This is a genomic window from Mycolicibacterium sp. MU0053 (assembly GCF_963378095.1).
GTDB classification, from domain to species: Bacteria; Actinomycetota; Actinomycetes; order Mycobacteriales; family Mycobacteriaceae; genus Mycobacterium; species Mycobacterium burgundiense.
Genome location: NZ_OY726397.1, coordinates 1,689,597 through 1,705,727, shown reverse-complemented (window position 1 = coordinate 1,705,727; position 16,131 = coordinate 1,689,597). Strand labels below are relative to the sequence as shown.

14 protein-coding genes and 2 tRNA genes are annotated in these 16,131 nt (G+C 66.2%); 8 read left to right on the top strand and 8 right to left on the bottom strand.

All coding sequences use genetic code 11. The features are described 5' to 3' along the window. Positions 1-266 precede the first annotated feature (266 nt). Genes RCP80_RS08090 through RCP80_RS08080 form a run of 3 tightly spaced genes read left to right on the top strand, consistent with a single transcriptional unit; the run spans position 267 to position 3,909 of the window. Positions 267-692 carry an MmpS family transport accessory protein gene (locus RCP80_RS08090; RefSeq protein ID WP_308481838.1) on the top strand — a complete coding sequence of 142 codons (426 nt, stop codon included), beginning with the start codon at positions 267-269 and terminating at the stop codon, positions 690-692. Beyond that, positions 689-3,577, top strand: a complete 2,889-nt coding sequence (locus RCP80_RS08085; RefSeq protein WP_308481837.1) for an MMPL/RND family transporter — start codon at positions 689-691, stop codon at positions 3,575-3,577. The genes RCP80_RS08090 and RCP80_RS08085 overlap by 4 nt, the downstream gene beginning before the upstream one ends. A 44-nt stretch (positions 3,578-3,621) precedes the next feature. Next, positions 3,622-3,909 carry a hypothetical protein gene (locus tag RCP80_RS08080; protein WP_308481836.1) on the top strand — a complete coding sequence of 96 codons (288 nt, stop codon included), beginning with the start codon at positions 3,622-3,624 and terminating at the stop codon, positions 3,907-3,909. An 87-nt stretch (positions 3,910-3,996) separates the two neighbouring features. Here RCP80_RS08080 and RCP80_RS08075 read toward each other — a convergent pair whose 3' ends face one another. Together RCP80_RS08075 and RCP80_RS08070 are read right to left on the bottom strand one after the other, a co-directional pair. Continuing rightward, positions 3,997-4,440 carry a DUF5078 domain-containing protein gene (locus RCP80_RS08075; RefSeq protein ID WP_373693512.1) on the bottom strand — a complete coding sequence of 148 codons (444 nt, stop codon included), beginning with the start codon at positions 4,438-4,440 and terminating at the stop codon, positions 3,997-3,999. A 57-nt stretch (positions 4,441-4,497) separates the two neighbouring features. After that, positions 4,498-4,884 carry a DUF732 domain-containing protein gene (locus tag RCP80_RS08070; protein WP_308481835.1) on the bottom strand — a complete coding sequence of 129 codons (387 nt, stop codon included), beginning with the start codon at positions 4,882-4,884 and terminating at the stop codon, positions 4,498-4,500. 75 nt (positions 4,885-4,959) lie between these two features. Between RCP80_RS08070 and RCP80_RS08065 the strand changes: the two genes are divergently transcribed. Further along, a complete protein-coding gene (locus RCP80_RS08065) occupies positions 4,960-7,305 on the top strand; it encodes an FdhF/YdeP family oxidoreductase (protein ID WP_308481834.1) in 2,346 nt (781 codons plus the stop codon). Continuing rightward, on the top strand, positions 7,293-8,117 hold the full coding sequence (gene fdhD / locus RCP80_RS08060; protein WP_308481833.1) for a formate dehydrogenase accessory sulfurtransferase FdhD: 825 nt from the start codon (positions 7,293-7,295) through the stop codon (positions 8,115-8,117). Before RCP80_RS08065 ends, fdhD begins: the two co-directional genes overlap by 13 nt. A gap of 20 nt (positions 8,118-8,137) precedes the next feature. On the opposite strand, the gene clpX is transcribed toward fdhD, so the two are convergent. The 5 genes from clpX to RCP80_RS08035 all read right to left on the bottom strand — a co-directional run bounded on the left by clpX (position 8,138) and on the right by RCP80_RS08035 (position 12,514). After that, complete coding sequence (gene clpX / locus RCP80_RS08055) at positions 8,138-9,421, bottom strand: ATP-dependent Clp protease ATP-binding subunit ClpX (protein ID WP_308481832.1); 1,284 nt, start codon at positions 9,419-9,421, stop codon at positions 8,138-8,140. Between the two features lie 225 nt (positions 9,422-9,646). Next, positions 9,647-10,300, bottom strand: coding sequence for an ATP-dependent Clp protease proteolytic subunit (locus RCP80_RS08050; protein ID WP_308481831.1), 654 nt, complete (start codon positions 10,298-10,300; stop codon positions 9,647-9,649). Beyond that, positions 10,297-10,881, bottom strand: coding sequence for an ATP-dependent Clp protease proteolytic subunit (locus tag RCP80_RS08045; RefSeq protein ID WP_308482746.1), 585 nt, complete (start codon positions 10,879-10,881; stop codon positions 10,297-10,299). The genes RCP80_RS08050 and RCP80_RS08045 overlap by 4 nt, the downstream gene beginning before the upstream one ends. Before the next feature lie 103 nt (positions 10,882-10,984). Then, positions 10,985-12,397, bottom strand: a complete 1,413-nt coding sequence (gene tig / locus RCP80_RS08040) for a trigger factor (RefSeq protein WP_308481830.1) — start codon at positions 12,395-12,397, stop codon at positions 10,985-10,987. Positions 12,398-12,437: 40 nt separating this feature from the next. After that, a tRNA-Pro gene (locus RCP80_RS08035) sits at positions 12,438-12,514 on the bottom strand. 149 nt (positions 12,515-12,663) lie between these two features. On the opposite strand from RCP80_RS08035, the gene RCP80_RS08030 reads away from it, so the two are divergent. Next, positions 12,664-12,737 (top strand) — tRNA-Gly (locus tag RCP80_RS08030). A 66-nt stretch (positions 12,738-12,803) separates the two neighbouring features. Here RCP80_RS08030 and RCP80_RS08025 read toward each other — a convergent pair. Beyond that, positions 12,804-13,832, bottom strand: a complete 1,029-nt coding sequence (locus tag RCP80_RS08025; protein ID WP_308481829.1) for a methyltransferase — start codon at positions 13,830-13,832, stop codon at positions 12,804-12,806. A 257-nt stretch (positions 13,833-14,089) separates the two neighbouring features. Here RCP80_RS08025 and RCP80_RS08020 point away from each other — a divergent pair, with 257 nt between their 5' ends. Together RCP80_RS08020 and RCP80_RS08015 are read left to right on the top strand one after the other, a co-directional pair. Beyond that, the gene (locus tag RCP80_RS08020) at positions 14,090-15,277 is read left to right on the top strand and encodes a serine hydrolase domain-containing protein (protein WP_308481828.1); all 1,188 of its coding nucleotides are present in this window, start codon (positions 14,090-14,092) and stop codon (positions 15,275-15,277) included. Between the two features lie 58 nt (positions 15,278-15,335). Further along, positions 15,336-16,130, top strand: a complete 795-nt coding sequence (locus tag RCP80_RS08015) for a DUF1542 domain-containing protein (protein ID WP_308481827.1) — start codon at positions 15,336-15,338, stop codon at positions 16,128-16,130. The last annotated feature ends 1 nt before the right edge of the window (position 16,131 follow it).

Sequence of the window (16,131 nt, the reverse complement as noted above, 5' to 3'; positions counted from 1 at the left end):
AATTTGTGACACATGTCACAATCAGAACCACATGTGACGTGCTGCCCTTTTTCGCCCTACCTGCTCGTTGAACGCCCAGCGCAGGGCCAAAAACGCGCTGTGCCCCCAAACTCGCGGCGATCGTCGGGGACCGTGCCTAGGAATGCCCTGCAACTCTGTTATATGGTCTAACGGGTCCGTCTGCCGGGCTAATCTGCGGTGATTCAATAAGGCAAATAGCTCGACGTAAGGGTGCATGTGGCACGGCCAACGGTGTGGAGAGTCCAATGTTCAGTCTGCTGAAGCGCGTGTGGATCCCACTGGTGATTGTGGTGGTCTTGGTGGTCGGCGGACTGACGGTCTCACGAATCCGAACCTTCTTCGGAGCGCAGAGCGACATCGGCACGTCCACCCCCATCGAGGACACCGAACCCTTCGATCCCAAGGTCGTGACCTATGAGATCTGGGGCAACGGGACCTACGCCGACATCAACTACCTCGACCTCGACGCCGAGCCGCAGCGGGTGGACGGCGCGAGCCTGCCGTGGACGTTGCGACTCGAATCGACCGCACCCTCGGTGTTCCCGAACGTGGTCGCCCAGGGCGACAGCAGTTCGATCACCTGCCGCATCACCGTCGACGACGAAATCAAGGACGAGAAGACCACCACCGGCGTGAGCGCCCAGACCTTCTGCTTGGTGAAATCCGCATGAGTTCCCCCCTCAACGATCCGCCCACCGACTCGTTCGCCGCGGTGAACACCACTCGCGGGCGGCTGGCCCGACTGGTCCGCACGATGGCCGTGCCGATCCTCCTCGGCTGGGTCGCCTTGGTCGTCCTGCTCAACGTCACCGTGCCGCAGCTCGAAACGGTCGGGCAGATGCGCTCGGTGTCGATGTCGCCCGACGAGGCGCCGTCGGTGATCGCGATGAAGCGGGTCGGGCAGGTCTTCGAGGAGTTCGACTCCAACAGCTCCGCGATGATCGTGCTCGAGTCCGAGGACCAGCTGGGCTACGAGGCCCACACGTACTACGACGAGATCATCGACAAGCTCGAAGCCGACACCAAGCACATCGAACACGTGCAGGACTTCTGGGGCGACCCGCTGACCGCAAGTGGTGCGCAGAGCCCCGACGGCAAGGCCGCCTACGTGCAGGTCTACACCGCCGGTAACCAGGGTGAGGCGCTGGCCAACGAGTCGGTCGAAGCGGTGCAGGACATCGTCGCCAGCGTCGAGGCCCCGGCCGGCGTGCAGGCCTACGTCACCGGACCGGCCGCGTTGGCTGCCGACCAGCAGATCGCCGGCGACCGCAGCATGCGGACCATCGAGGCATTGACCTTCGTCGTGATCATCACGATGCTGCTGCTGGTCTACCGGTCGATCACCACGGTGTTGCTGACGCTCGTGATGGTCGTGCTGTCGCTGATGTCGGCCCGCGGCGTGGTGGCCTTCCTCGGATATCACGAGATCATCGGGCTCTCCACCTTTGCCACCAGTTTGCTCGTCACGTTGGCGATTGCGTTGTCCACGGACTACGGCATCTTCCTGACCGGTAGATATCAGGAAGCGCGAGCCTCGGGCGAGGACCGAGAACAGGCCTACTACACCATGTTCCGGGGCACCGCCCACGTCATTGTCGGCTCGGGCATGACGATCGCCGGCGCGATGCTCTGCCTGCATTTCACCCGGATGCCGTATTTCCAGAGCCTGGGCGTCCCCCTGGCGGTCGGCATGACCGTGGTGGTCTTCACCGGTCTGACGCTGGGTTCGGCCATCATCACGGTGGCGAGCAAGTTCGGCAATCTATTGGAACCCAAACGCGCGCTGCGGGTTCGGGGTTGGCGCAAGGTCGGTGCCGCGGTGGTCCGCTGGCCCGGCCCCATCCTGGTCGCCTCGATCGCGTTGTCGTTGATCGGCCTGCTGACGCTGCCCGGCTACATCACGAACTACAACGACCGCAATTACCTGCCCGATGACCTGCCGGCCAACGTCGGCTACGCGGCCGCCGACCGGCACTTCTCCCAGGCGCGCATGAACCCCGAGTTGCTGTTGATCGAAAGCGATCACGACCTACGCAACTCGTCGGACTTCCTGGTCATCGACAAGATCGCCAAGAGCATCTTCCGGGTCCCCGGCGTGGGGCGGGTGCAGGCCATCACCCGCCCGCAGGGCACCCCCATCGAGCACACGTCGATCCCGTTCCAGATCTCCATGCAGGGCGTCACGCAGAAGATGAACGAGAAGTACCAGCAGGACATGATGGCCAACATGTTGATGCAGGCCGACGACATGCAGACGACCATCGACAACATGGAGGAGATGCAGGCCATCACCGTCCAGATGGCCGAGACCACCCACAGCATGGTCACCAAGATGAAGACGATGACGTTGGACATCGCCGAATTGCGGGACAACATCTCGAATTTCGACGACTTCTTCCGGCCCATCCGTAACTACTTCTACTGGGAACCGCACTGCTACAACATCCCGGTCTGCTGGTCGATCCGCTCGATCTTCGACACCCTCGACGGCATCGACACCATGACCGACAACATCCAGGACCTCATGCCCGACATGGAGCGCCTGGACGAGTTGATGCCGCAGATGGTGGCGATCATGCCTTCGATGGTCGAGACCATGAAGAACATGAAGACCTACATGCTGACCATGTACCAGAGCCAAAAGGGCCTGCAGGACCAGATGTCAGCCATGCAGGAGAATTCGACCGCCATGGGCAAGGCCTTTGACGAATCGAAGAACGACGACTCGTTCTATCTGCCGCCGGAGACCTTCGAGAACCCGGACTTCAAACGCGGCATGAAGATGTTCCTGTCCCCCAACGGACATTCGGTGCGCTTCATCATCAGCCACGAGGGCGACCCGATGAGCCCCGAGGGCATCAAGCACATCGACGCGATCAAGTTGGCCGCCAAGGAGGCGATCAAGGGCACCCCACTGGAGGGGTCCAATATCTACCTCGGCGGGACCGCCGCGACCTTCAAGGACATGCAGGAGGGCGCGAACTACGACCTGATGATCGCCGGTATCGCCGCCGCGTGCCTGATCTTCATCATCATGTTGCTGATCACGCGGGCCATCGTGGCCGCGGCCGTGATCGTCGGCACCGTGATCTTCTCCCTCGGTAGCGCGTTCGGCATCTCGGTGCTGATCTGGCAGCACCTGATCGGCATCGAGTTGCACTGGATGGTGTTACCGATGGCGCTCATTGTGCTGTTGGCCGTCGGCGCCGACTACAACCTGCTGCTGGTGGCGCGAATCAAGGAAGAGATCCACGCCGGACTCAACACCGGAATCATCCGCGCCATGGGCGGCAGTGGCTCCGTGGTGACCTCCGCCGGCCTGGTGTTCGCCTTCACGATGATGTCGATGGCGATCAGCGAACTCGTCGTGATCGGACAGGTCGGCACCACTATCGGGATGGGCCTGCTGTTCGATACCCTGGTGATCCGCGCGTTCATGACACCGTCGATCGCCGCCCTGCTGGGCAAGTGGTTCTGGTGGCCGCAACGCGTTCGCCAGCGGCCACTTCCGTCAGCGTGGCCCAAGCCGCAGAGCGAGGAGACGGCATCGGTCTGACCGGACCCGAACGCCCCTGGATGTCGACGTAGGAGAACATGCACATGATCTCGATCAAGACCTCTCTTTCCGCCTTCGCGGTCGCCGGCGCGCTCACCGCGGCATCGCTGGGACTCGGTGCCGCGGTGGCCATCGCCGGCCCGGTGCCGCCCCCGCCGGTACCCGCACCCCCGCCGGGCGAGGTGCCGCCGCACTGGGCCCCGCCGAAGCCCGCCGAGTTCTGGAACGGCGAACCCGTTGTTTGGATCTCGGGCTGGGGCGGACGCTGGGGCGTCTGGAAAAACGGCTACTTCATCCCGCTGACGTCGAACCCCGTCACGGGTGGCGGCTAGCCAACTCCCCCACCAACCGAACTCGCACACCAAAAAACCGTGGGCCCCGACTTTCGTCGGGGCCCACGGTTTTAGGTTGTCGAGGAGCTACTTCATCCAGGTCCACACCGACGGATCGCTGACGGGGTACTCGTTGCACACATCGGTCGCGTGCGCCACGACACCCTTGTTGTTGAAGAACAGCTTCGCCCAGTTACCCCAGCGGGTGGCCATCTGCTCGTAGTAGACGTTGGTCGCGGTGTTCTCCGAATACTGCCGGCGGCCCGGGTAATCGAGCGAGAAGAACCAGTAGATGCGATCCCGCGCGCCCTGCTGAACGTCCAGCGGGCGGTTGTTGTAGTCGATCATGTAGCGCTCGTAGTACACCGGGCTGGTGTCGCGCGCCGCCGCCATGTACTGGTCGACCGTGCATGTCGTCTTGAGGATCCGGTTCGGGATCGGATAGTTGTCCGTGGAGTCGGCCGTGGCCAGACCCGGCGCGGTCGCGAGGACGGTACCGGCGGCCATGGTGGCCACCGCCGCGCGCAGCATGACCTTGGATCGCTTGAGGTTGAACATCACGTCTCCAGACGATTTAGGGGTGGAGGATCAGCCGACGCGCTCAGCCGGCAGGCCGGGCCCCGACGGAGCGGCAGGCGGCGGCACGGGTTGGCCCGCAGCCTGCTGCAGAACGTACTGCTTGGCCGGGCAGTAGATCGGAATGGCCAAGCCCAGGAACTGCCAGGCCTGCTCGGTGGTGCTGTCCCGCTTCAGCTGCTCCGACACGAATTCCGCGGACGCATACGCGTCCGGGTCCAGACCGCGGTCCAGCCGTTTGCACGCAATCTTAGCGATCCAGGCGTTGTAGTCCTTCTGCCCGTAGATGCCGTGAATATGCAGCGCATTGGTGAAGTCGGTATCGGGATCGGCGTGCGCCGGCGCGGCCAAACCCACCGCCACAGCAACAGCGGCAAACGCTATCGTGACTGCCTTCATGCGGTTGATCTTAGCTTGCCTAACCCAGTGCTGTGTCCCTAACCCCACCGAACTTCGGCACCCTAGGCTGGACCCATGACGCTGCCGAAACACTCCCACCTCGATGCCCGAGCCGACCTCAACGAGGCCGACGTTGTCATCTCCGGGCGCGAGGGCGAGGCCGCCGGCGTCAAGGCGGTGCTGGTGTCCCTGCAGCGGGCCTGGAAGCAGATGGGGCTGGCGCGGACGGCCGCGACGCTGTTCCGACTCAACCAACGCCACGGCTTCGACTGCCCCGGCTGCGCCTGGCCCGAAGAACCCGGTGGCCGCAAGCTCGCCGAGTTCTGCGAGAACGGCGCGAAGGCCGTCGCCGAGGAAGCCACCAAGCGCACCCTCGACCCCGAGTTCTTCGCCCGGCACTCGGTGGCCGACCTGGCCGACCGGCCCGAGTACTGGCTGTCCCAGCAGGGCCGGATCACCCATCCGATGGTGTTGCGGCCCGGCGATACGCATTACCGACCCATCACCTGGGACGAGTCCTACCGCGTGATCGCCGACCACCTCAACGCCCTCGACCACCCGGATCAGGCGGTGTTCTACACCTCCGGTCGCACCAGCAACGAGGCCGCGTTCCTCTATCAATTGTTGGTGCGCAGCTTCGGCACCAACAACCTGCCGGATTGTTCGAACATGTGTCACGAGTCCTCCGGGACGGCCCTGACCGAATCGATCGGGATCGGCAAGGGTTCGGTGAGCGTGCTCGACCTCGAGCACGCCGACTGCATCCTGATCGCCGGCCAGAACCCCGGCACCAACCATCCGCGCATGCTGTCCGTGCTGGAGAAGGCAAAAGCCAACGGCGCCAAGATCATTGCGGTGAACCCGCTGCCGGAGGCGGGACTGATGCGGTTCAAGGACCCGCAGAAGGTCCACGGGGTCGTCGGGCACGGAGTGTCGATCGCCGACGAGTTCGTGCAGATCCGCCTCGGCGGCGACATGGCGCTGTTCGCCGGGCTGGGCCGGCTGCTGCTCGAAGCCGACGAAAAGGCCGGCGCCGCCTCCAGTGTCCTGGACCGCGAGTTCATCGACGCCCACTGCGCGGGCTTCGACGAGTACGCGGCCCAGACCCGGGCCGTGGACCTCGACACGGTCACCGAGGCCACCGGGGTACCGCGCGCGCAGTTGGAACGCGTCGCCCAGATGCTGATCGACTCCGAGCGCACCGTGTTCTGCTGGGCCATGGGTCTCACGCAGCATCGGCATGCGGTGGCCACCATCGGCGAGGCCACCAACGTGCTGCTGATGCGCGGCATGATCGGTAAGCCCGGCGCCGGGGTCTGTCCGGTCCGCGGACATTCCAACGTCCAAGGCGACCGGACGATGGGCATCTGGGAACGGATGCCCGCGGCGTTCCACGACGCACTCGACGCCCGGTTCGGCATCACCACACCGCGCAAGGACGGCTTCGACACCGTCGATGCCATCCGCGCGATGCGCGACAAGCGCGCCAAGACGTTCATCGGGATGGGCGGCAACTTCGTCTCCGCCAGCCCCGACACCGAGGTCACCGAGGCCGCCCTGCGCGGGTGCGAGTTGACCGTGCAGATCTCCACCAAGCTCAACCGCAGCCACGTGGTCCACGGCCGCACCGCGCTGATTCTGCCCACCCTGGGCCGCACCGACCGCGATATTCAGCTGAGCGGCAAACAGCTGGTCTCCGTGGAGGATTCGATGTCCGTGGTGCACCTGTCCCAGGGTCGCCTGCGCCCGGCCGGCGACGAACTGCGCAGCGAGGTGGCCATCGTCTGCCAGCTGGCCCGCACGGTGCTGGGCGCTGACCATCCCGTGCCGTGGGAATCGTTCATCGCCAACTACGACGTGATCCGCGACGCCATCGCCGACGTGGTGCCCGGCTGCGCCGACTACAACACCAAGGTCCGCCAACCCGACGGTTTCCAGCTCCCCCACCCACCGCGGGACTCCCGCGAATTCCACACCGCCACAGGAAAAGCCAACTTCTCGGTGAATCCACTCGAATGGGTGCCCGTCCCGCCGGGACGGCTGGTGCTGCAAACCCTGCGCAGCCACGACCAGTACAACACCACCATCTACGGTCTCGATGACCGCTACCGCGGCGTCAAGGGCGGGCGCAGGGTCGTCTTCGTCAACCCGACCGACATCGCCGCGCTGGGCATTCACGACGGCGCCCGCGTCGACCTGGTCTCGGAGTTCACCGGGGCCGACGGCACGATGCAGGAGCGGCACGCCAAAGATTTTCTGGTGGTGCCGTTTTCGACGCCGGTGGGCAACGCCGCCGCGTACTACCCCGAGACCAACCCGCTGGTACCGCTGGATCACACCGCGGCCAAATCGAACACCCCGGTGTCCAAGGCCGTCGTCATTCGGCTGGAACCGGCGGCGGGAACGTCATGGGACGGGTAACCACCCGGCGACGGGTATCGCACCTGTCGTCGACGCAGAGCACCCAGCGGCCCGAGACGCTGGTCGTCGAGGAGCCGCTGGAGATCCGGCTCAACGGCACGCCGCTGACGGTGACCATGCGCACCCCCGGCTCGGATGTCGAACTGGCGCAGGGCTTTCTGCTCACCGAGGGCATCATCGGTGGCCGCGACGACGTGGCCACCGTGCGGTACTGCCGCGGCGAGGTCGACGGCGCCAACACCTACAACGTTCTCGACGTCACCCTGGCGCCCGAAGTGCCGCTGCCCGAGGTGGACATGCGCCGCAACTTCTACGCCACCTCGTCGTGCGGGGTCTGCGGCAAGGCCGCACTGGACGCGATCGCGACGGTGAGCAGGCACGGCCCCGGGGACGATCCCACCGTCGTGGCCAGTGCCACCCTGGCCGATCTGCCCCATCAGTTGCGCCGCGCGCAGAAGGTGTTCGCGAGCACCGGCGGCCTGCACGGGGCGGGACTGTTCACCGCCGACGGGGAACTCCTGGCCGTCCGCGAGGACATCGGCCGGCACAACGCCGTCGACAAGGTTTTGGGTTGGGGCTTGGAACAGAACCGGATTCCGCTGTCGGGCACGGTTCTGCTGGTCAGCGGCCGCGCCTCGTTCGAACTGACGCAGAAGGCGGTGATGGCCGGGGTGCCGCTGCTGGCCGCGGTTTCGGCGCCGTCGTCGCTGGCCGTGGACCTGGCCCGGCAGTCCGGGCTGACCCTGGTGGCGTTCCTGCGCGGCGACTCGATGAACATCTACAGCCGGCCCGATCGCATCGAACGCGGCTGAAACTCGCGGGCTAGAGCCGGTTAGGCGCTCTTCTCGCGACGCTCGGCCCGCGGGGGCTTGCGCGGCACGATCGTCGGCAGCACGTTGTCCTGCACGGTCTCCTTGGTCACCACGACCTTGGCGACATCGTCACGGCTGGGGATGTCGTACATCGCCGGCTGCAGCACCTCTTCCATGATGGCGCGCAGACCACGGGCACCGGTGCCCCGCAGGATCGCCTGGTCGGCGATGGCCTCGAGGGCCTCCGGCGTCATCTCCAGCTCGACGCCGTCCATCTCGAAGAGCCTGGTGTACTGCTTGACCAGAGCGTTCTTCGGGGTGGACAGGATCTGCACCAGGGATTCCTTGTCCAGGTTGGTCACCGACGCGACGACCGGCAGGCGGCCGATGAACTCCGGAATCAACCCGAACTTGATCAGGTCCTCGGGCATCACCTCGGAGAAGTGGTCCTGGGTGTCGATCTCGGCCTTGGAGTGCACCTCGGCGCCGAAGCCCAGTCCGCGCTTGCCGACCCGGTCGGAGACGATCTTCTCCAGGCCCGCGAACGCACCCGCCACGATGAACAACACGTTGGTGGTGTCGATCTGGATGAACTCCTGATGCGGGTGCTTGCGTCCACCCTGTGGGGGCACCGAAGCCTGGGTGCCCTCGAGGATCTTCAGCAGCGCCTGCTGGACGCCTTCGCCGGAGACATCGCGGGTGATCGACGGGTTCTCGCTCTTGCGGGCGATCTTGTCGACCTCATCGATGTAGATGATGCCGGTCTCGGCGCGCTTGACGTCGTAGTCGGCGGCCTGGATCAGCTTCAGCAGGATGTTCTCGACGTCCTCGCCCACATAGCCGGCCTCGGTCAGCGCCGTCGCATCCGCGATGGCAAACGGGACATTGAGCATCTTGGCCAGCGTCTGCGCCAGATACGTCTTGCCGCAGCCGGTCGGGCCGAGCATCAGGATGTTGGACTTGGCCAGTTCGACGGGCTCGGACCGCGAGTCGCGGCCGCCCTTCTCGCCGGCCTGGATGCGCTTGTAGTGGTTGTAGACGGCCACCGCCAGCGTGCGCTTGGCGGTGTCCTGGCCAATCACATAACCCTCGAGGAAGTCGCGGATCTCGGCCGGCTTCGGCAGCTCATCGAGCTTGACGTCGTCGGCGTCGGCCAGTTCCTCCTCGATGATCTCGTTGCACAGGTCGATGCATTCGTCACAGATGTAGACGCCGGGCCCCGCAATGAGCTTCTTGACCTGCTTCTGACTCTTTCCGCAGAACGAGCACTTCAGCAGATCACCGCCGTCTCCGATGCGCGCCATAGTGGTGGTGTCCTACTTCCTGTAGCCGAATGTCGGTAGGTCTTCATCCCGACGCTACCCGCTACGACTGGTAAGGGGCGACCGATAAAGCGAATAGCGCCGGTGGGATTCCTCTGTGGCACGAAACATAGCGCCTCGAGTGCCCCGGGGGGTGCGCAACGCGCTGCCGTGTCCCTGGCGTGTCGCCGCAGTTATCCGAATGGGATGAGCGGCGCGCGCCCGGGGTCAGGCAGTTTGCGCGGAGAGCTTGCGGTACTCCAACACGGTGTCGATGATCCCGTACTCCTTGGCATCCGCCGCGGTGAGGATCTTGTCCCGGTCGGTGTCCTTGCGGATCTGCTCCGGGGACTTGCCCGTGTGGCGGGCCAGCGTGGTGTCCATCAGGCTGCGCATCCGCTCGATCTCGGCGGCCTGGATCTCCAGGTCGGAGACCTGACCCTGGATGGCTCCACCGACGGCCGGCTGATGGATCAGCACCCGCGCGTTCGGCAGTGCCATCCGCTTGCCGGGGGTACCCGCGGCCAGCAGCACCGCCGCCGCCGAGGCCGCCTGGCCCAGGCAGACGGTCTGGATGTCGGCCCGGACGTACTGCATGGTGTCGTAGATCGCCATCAGCGAGGTGAACGAGCCACCCGGGGAGTTGATGTACATGGTGATGTCGCGGTCGGGATCCAGCGACTCCAGCACCAGCAGCTGGGCCATGATGTCGTTGGCCGACGCGTCGTCCACCTGCACGCCGAGGAAGATGATGCGTTCCTCGAAGAGCTTGTTGTACGGGTTGGACTCCTTGACGCCGAAGCTGGAGTGCTCGATGAACGACGGCAGGATGTAGCGGGCTTGCGGCTGGTGCACGGCGGCGCCGTGGGCAGACTGGGTCATGAGGCACTCCCGTTCAGGTGGGCGCGGGTGATGATGTGGTCCACGAAGCCGTATTCCAGGGCTTCCTGCGAGGTGAACCACCGGTCGCGGTCGGCGTCGGTTTCGATCCGCTCCAGGGTCTGGCCGGTGAACTCGGCGTTGAGCCGGTTCATCTCCTTCTTGGTCAGCGCGAACTGCTCGGCCTGGATGGCGATGTCGGCGGCGCTGCCACCGATACCGGCCGACGGCTGGTGCATCATGATCCGCGCGTGCGGCAGCGCGAAGCGCTTGCCCTTGGTGCCGGCCGCGAGCAGGAACTGCCCCATCGACGCCGCCAGCCCCATCGCATAGGTGGCCACCTCACACGGCGCCAGCACCATGGTGTCGTAGATGGCCATGCCGGCGGTCACGGAGCCGCCCGGCGAGTTGATGTAGAGGTTGATGTCCTTGGTCGGATCCTCGGCCGCAAGCAGCAGAATCTGCGCGCAGAGCCGATTAGCGATGTCGTCGTCGACCTGGGTGCCCAGGAAGATGATCCGCTCGGCCAGCAACCGCTCATAGACCGAATCGGTGAGGTTCAGCCCCATGCCACCGGAACGCATGTCAGTCACGACGGGTTACCTGCTTTCTCGTAGGGGTATTGCACGACACTAACCAACCAGCGGCGCCGCGCGTTCCGCAGGAGGCGCCCTTTCGCTGTGGGCGTTATTTCGCCTCGGCGTCCTCGGAGTCGGCGTCAGCGCTTTCGGCCGCCGCCGAGTCGTCCTCGGAAACGTCCTCGGAGTCCTCTTCGCCGTCCGCGGTGCCGAAGAACTCGGTGGTGTCGATGACGGTGCCGTCGGTGTCGGTGACGGTGGCCGCCTCGACCACCGCGGCCACGGTCAGGCCGCGGCGGACATCGGCGTACATCGCGGGCAGCTGGTTGTTCTGCTGCAGCACCTGGATGAGCTGCTGGGGCTCGATGCCGTACTGACGCGACATCAGCACCAGCCGCTCGGTGATGTCGTTCTGGCCGACCTGGATCTCCAGATCGTCGGCCAGCGCGTCCATCAGCAGCTGGGTTTTGACGGCCTTCTCGGCGTTGGTGCGGGTGTCGGCGTCGAACTCCTCGCGCGAGCTGCCCTGCTCCTTGAGCGCTTCCTCGAACTTGGCCTCGTCGTGGTCCAGTCCGTGGATCGCGCTGTGCAGAGTGTCGTCGACCTGGGCCTGCACGATGTTCTCCGGCAGCGGCACCTCGACCTGCTCGAGCAGCGTTTCCAGCGCGCTGTCCCGGATCTTCTCGGCCTGCTGGATGCGCTTGAGCCGCTTGACCTGCTCGGTCAGGTCGGCCTTGAGCTCGTCGATGGTGTCGAATTCGCTTGCCAGCTGCGCGAACTCGTCGTCGGCCTCGGGCAGCTCCCGCACCTTCACCGACCCCACGGCGACGGTGACCTCGGCCTCCTGGCCGGCGTGCGGCCCGGCGACCAGCGTCGTGGTGAACGTCTTGGTCTCCCCCGCCGACAGCCCGATCAGCGCCTCGTCGAGGCCCTCGATGAGCTGTCCGGAACCGACCTCGTGGGACAGCCCTTCGGTCTTGGCCTCGGGGACGTCCTCGCCGTCGACCGTGGCCGACAGGTCGATCGAGACGAAGTCACCTTCGGCGATGGGACGCTCGACGCCGGTCAGCGTGCCGAAGCGGGCACGCAGCGACTGCAGTTCCTTGTCGACGTCCTCGTCGGTGATCTCGATCGGGTCCACCGTGATCTTCAGTGCGCTCAGGTCCGGCAGCGTGATCTCGGGACGGACGTCGACCTCGGCGGTGAAGACCAGCTCTTCGCCGTCCTCGATCTTGGTGATCTCGATCTCGGGCTGGCCGAGCGGCTTGAGGTCGGTGGTGGTGACGGCTTCGCTGTAGCGGCTCGGCAGCGCGTCGTTGACGACCTGCTCGAGCACCGCGCCGCGGCCGACGCGGGCCTCCAGCAGCTTGCGCGGCGCCTTGCCCGGCCGGAAGCCCGGCATCCGGACCTGCTTGGCCAGCTCCTTGAACGCGCGATCGAAATCGGGTTCGAGCTCAGCAAACGGCACCTCCACATTCAGGCGTACCCGAGTGGGGCTCAACTGCTCGACGGTGCTCTTCACGGGTGCTCCTAAAACGTCTGTGTTCTTCCGGGTGGTGCTCTGGTCGGGGTGACAGGATTTGAACCTGCGGCCTTCCGCTCCCAAAGCGGATGCGCTACCAAGCTGCGCTACACCCCGATCCGGCCTTCAACGTAGTCAAAAGCCCTCGGCATCCTACGGCCTACATGCGGGCCAAGGCCAAGTCACAGCGGACAGCCGGGATCTGTCCTGGACCGGATTGGATATGATCTTGGCCGGGCCGTACAGTTTTGGCTCGAGCAGTACACGCGGGCGTAGCTCAATGGTAGAGCCCTAGTCTTCCAAACTAGCTACGCGGGTTCGATTCCCGTCGCCCGCTCCAGGAAACCAACAGGTCAGGCCGTTTTTGCGGCCTGACCTGTTGTTTTGCCGGGCCGGATTGGCAGCGCTACACCGCCTTGGCCTCGACCACGCTGAACGGCGAGGCCGTCGGGACCACCCGGGTCATCCGGAATCCGGCGCGCTGCAACACCGCCCGGTACTCGTCGGCCGTCCGCTCGCGCGCCGCGAGATTGACGAGCATCTCCAGATCGGTCCACTTTCCGGGAAATGCCCGCTGATGCGCCGGGATCACGGCTTCGACCAAGGCCAGCGTGGTTCCCGCAGCAACCGCGGCCCGGACGTTGCCCAGGATCGTGACGGCCTCGTCGTCGGGCCAGTCGTGGATGATGCTCTTCAGCACGTAGAGGTCGCCGCCCCCGGGTGCGGCCTCGAAGAAGGATCCGCCCTCGATGCGGACCCGGTCGGCCACACCGTGTTCCTGCAGCAGGGCCGGCGCGCCGTCGACCACCGAAGGCAGGTCGTAGAGCACGCCGCGGGATGCCGGTGTCGCGGCCAGGATGGCGGCCAGCAGTCGGCCGTGGCCGCCGCCGACGTCGACGATCGTCGGGTAGGGGGTGAAGTCGTAGGCCGCCAGGACGGGCGCGATCGCCAATTCCGAGATGCTTGTCATCGCGTCGTTGAAGATCCCCGAGAGTCGGGGCTCTTCCAGGAGGTACTCGAAGCTCGGCTTGCCCCGCAACGCGGGAACGACGGCGTCGCCGGTGCGGACCGCGGTCGCGAGATGGCTCCAGTGCTCGCGGTGTTCGGGCGACCCCACGAACCGCGCCATTCCGGCGACGGACACCGGCGCATCGCGGCGCAGTGCGTCGGCCAGTGGGTTGAGGGCGTAGCGACCGTCGCGCCGCTGCTTGAAGATGCCCTCGCCGATCAGGGCCCGCAGCAACCGACCCAACGCGTCGGGGTCCGCCTCGACGCGGCGGGCCAACTCGTCGATCGGCAGCGGTCCGTCGGCCAGTGCGTCGGCGACACCCAACTCGGCGGCCACGGTGATGCCCTGGGCTACCCAGGCGCTGAAGATCAACTCCAACATCGCCGCCGGTGCCGGTGCGCTGCGTTGATGCAAGCGGGACAACACGTGCCGGAAACGCTCTGCTAGCCGGGCTATCCTCGCCGGCGGGACACCAGAAATCACTCGCTGAATTTAGAGCAATGTCTTGTGCGGCGCGCGCCGAATTCGTGATCAACACCGTGCCGAATGCCCGGGTTTTCCGCGCGCCGGTCATCGGGCGCGGTCTCCGATCCCGCTCGACACGGTCACGGCGGCGTCTCGAAACGCTTGCGATTGGCTGCGAGCAGTCGTGTACCGCCGCCACCACCCGTACATTCGGTGGGATGCCTGACCCAGTCAGCACGGCCGGCGCTTGCGCACCTGAATTCGCAGGTGTCCGTGCGGCTTTCGAACGCAACTTCACCCAGCGCAACGAGCTCGGCGCGGCCGTCGCCGTGTGGGTCGACGGTCAACTCGTGGTCAACCTGTGGGGCGGGCACTGCGATGCCGCCGCCCGTCGGCCCTGGCAGCAGAACACCCTGGCCAGCGTGTACTCCGGCAGCAAGGGACTGACCAGCACCTGCGTGCACCTGCTGGCCGAGCGCGGCGAGCTGGACCTCGATGCCCCGGTGGCCCGGTACTGGCCGGAGTTCGGCCAGGCCGGCAAGGACGGCATCACCATCGCGATGGTGCTCGCCCACCGCTCCGGGACGATCGGCCCGCGCGAGCCCATGGACTGGCACGAGGTCGGTGACTGGGATGCGGTCTGCGCGCGGATCGCCGCCGCCGAACCGTGGTGGGAGCCGGGCACCGCGCAGGGCTACCAGGTGGTGACGTTCGGTTTCATCCTGGGCGAAGTGGTGCGGCGGGTGACGGGCCGAACGCTGGGCCAGTACCTGCGCACCGAGATCGCCGAACCGATCGGTGCCGACGTGCACATCGGGTTGCCGCCCCGCGAGCACCACCGCTGCGCCGAGATGGTGAACAAGCCGACGGTGCGCGACCTGCTGGCCGACGCCGGCGTGTCCGATCCGCCCCGCTCCGTCGATGACCATCCGATGGCCGGCTGGGCGGTGTCGATGAACTTCCTGCCCGACGACGAGTTGGGCGCGCGCGCCCTCGACGTGTGGCGCAGCGCGGAATTCCCGAGCACCAATGCGCACGTGTCGGCGCTGGGGATGGCGACGTTCTACAACGCGCTGGCGTGCGAAAAGCTGCTCAGCCGCGAACTGATGCACCGAGTTCGGTTGTCGCAGGGCGGGTTTGACTCGGATGTGGTGCTCGGCCCGCGGGTGGCAGACCACGGCTGGGGACTGGGCTACATGCTGAACCAGCGCGGTGTGGCGGGCCCCAACCGCTTGAGTTTCGGCCACGGCGGATCGGGTGGTTCGTTGGCGTTCGTCGATCTCGAACACCGGATCGGCTTTGCGTACGTGATGAACCATTTCGACGCCACCAAGTGCAATGCCGATCCGCGCGCGGTGGCGCTGTCCGACGAGGTCTACGCCGCGCTCGGCGTCACCCCGGACTGACGTTCGAGACCGTGTTCGCGGTCAGCGAACCGACGGCGGCGCTCGGTAGTGTGGACCCATGAACGGCGCCCTGCTGATCCTGATCCTTGTTGTCGTCGCTGCGATCGGGCTGGTCGTTTACACCTCCTCCCAGGCCACCGGCAAGCGCACCGCCACCACGTTGGCCGACGCCCAGGCCGATGCACGCCGGGTCATCGAACGCCTCGGCGGGCAGGTGCTGAACCTGTCCGGCAACGACGACGCCTCCAAGCAGGCCATGGCCGACGCCTCCGAGCGCTACACCGCCGCCTCGTCGGCGATCGAGCAGTCCACCACGCCCAAACAGGCGATGCTGGCCAAGGAAAGCGCTTTGGAGGGGCTGTATTACGTGCGCGCCGCGCGGGTGGCGATGGGCATGGATCCCGGTCCGGAGTTGGAGAGGTTGGATGGGCAGGCCGCGGCGGGCGCGGTCACCGAGGACCGCCGCGTGCAGGTCGAGGGCCGCGAGATCGAGGCGTCCCCGGGCCCGACGCCCCGCACCCCGAACTACTACCCCGGCGGGCGCGTGGCGGGTCGGCCGGTGCCGGCGGGGTGGTATTCGGAGCCGTGGTGGAAGCCCGCGCTCGTGGCCGGCGCCTGGGGCATGGGTTCGGTGCTGCTGTTCAACGCGATGTTCTCGGGTATGAGCGGGGTGGGTTACGACGCCCAGGCCTTCGAGAGCGGCGCCGGATCCGGTGTCGATCAGGGCGGTGACTTCGGTGGCGACGCCGGCGGTGACTTCGGTGGCGACGGCGGCGGTGGCTGGGACAGCGGCGGCGACGGCGGCGGCTGGGGTGACTTCGGCGGCGGCGACTTCGGGGGCTTCGACTTCTGAC

What these genes read in the sequence shown, in the direction of transcription:
- RCP80_RS08070 (WP_308481835.1), bottom strand. Translation starts at nt 4,884, where the DNA reads ATGAAGGCAGTCACGATAGCGTTTGCCGCTGTTGCTGTGGCGGTGGGT.
- RCP80_RS08090 (WP_308481838.1), top strand. Translation starts at nt 267, where the DNA reads ATGTTCAGTCTGCTGAAGCGCGTGTGGATCCCACTGGTGATTGTGGTG.
- fdhD (WP_308481833.1), top strand. Translation starts at nt 7,293, where the DNA reads ATGGGACGGGTAACCACCCGGCGACGGGTATCGCACCTGTCGTCGACG.
- RCP80_RS08075 (WP_373693512.1), bottom strand. Translation starts at nt 4,440, where the DNA reads ATGCTGCGCGCGGCGGTGGCCACCATGGCCGCCGGTACCGTCCTCGCG.
- RCP80_RS08020 (WP_308481828.1), top strand. Translation starts at nt 14,090, where the DNA reads ATGCCTGACCCAGTCAGCACGGCCGGCGCTTGCGCACCTGAATTCGCA.
- RCP80_RS08015 (WP_308481827.1), top strand. Translation starts at nt 15,336, where the DNA reads ATGAACGGCGCCCTGCTGATCCTGATCCTTGTTGTCGTCGCTGCGATC.
- RCP80_RS08050 (WP_308481831.1), bottom strand. Translation starts at nt 10,300, where the DNA reads ATGACCCAGTCTGCCCACGGCGCCGCCGTGCACCAGCCGCAAGCCCGC.
- RCP80_RS08045 (WP_308482746.1), bottom strand. Translation starts at nt 10,881, where the DNA reads ATGCGTTCCGGTGGCATGGGGCTGAACCTCACCGATTCGGTCTATGAG.
- RCP80_RS08080 (WP_308481836.1), top strand. Translation starts at nt 3,622, where the DNA reads ATGATCTCGATCAAGACCTCTCTTTCCGCCTTCGCGGTCGCCGGCGCG.
- RCP80_RS08065 (WP_308481834.1), top strand. Translation starts at nt 4,960, where the DNA reads ATGACGCTGCCGAAACACTCCCACCTCGATGCCCGAGCCGACCTCAAC.
- RCP80_RS08085 (WP_308481837.1), top strand. Translation starts at nt 689, where the DNA reads ATGAGTTCCCCCCTCAACGATCCGCCCACCGACTCGTTCGCCGCGGTG.
- clpX (WP_308481832.1), bottom strand. Translation starts at nt 9,421, where the DNA reads ATGGCGCGCATCGGAGACGGCGGTGATCTGCTGAAGTGCTCGTTCTGC.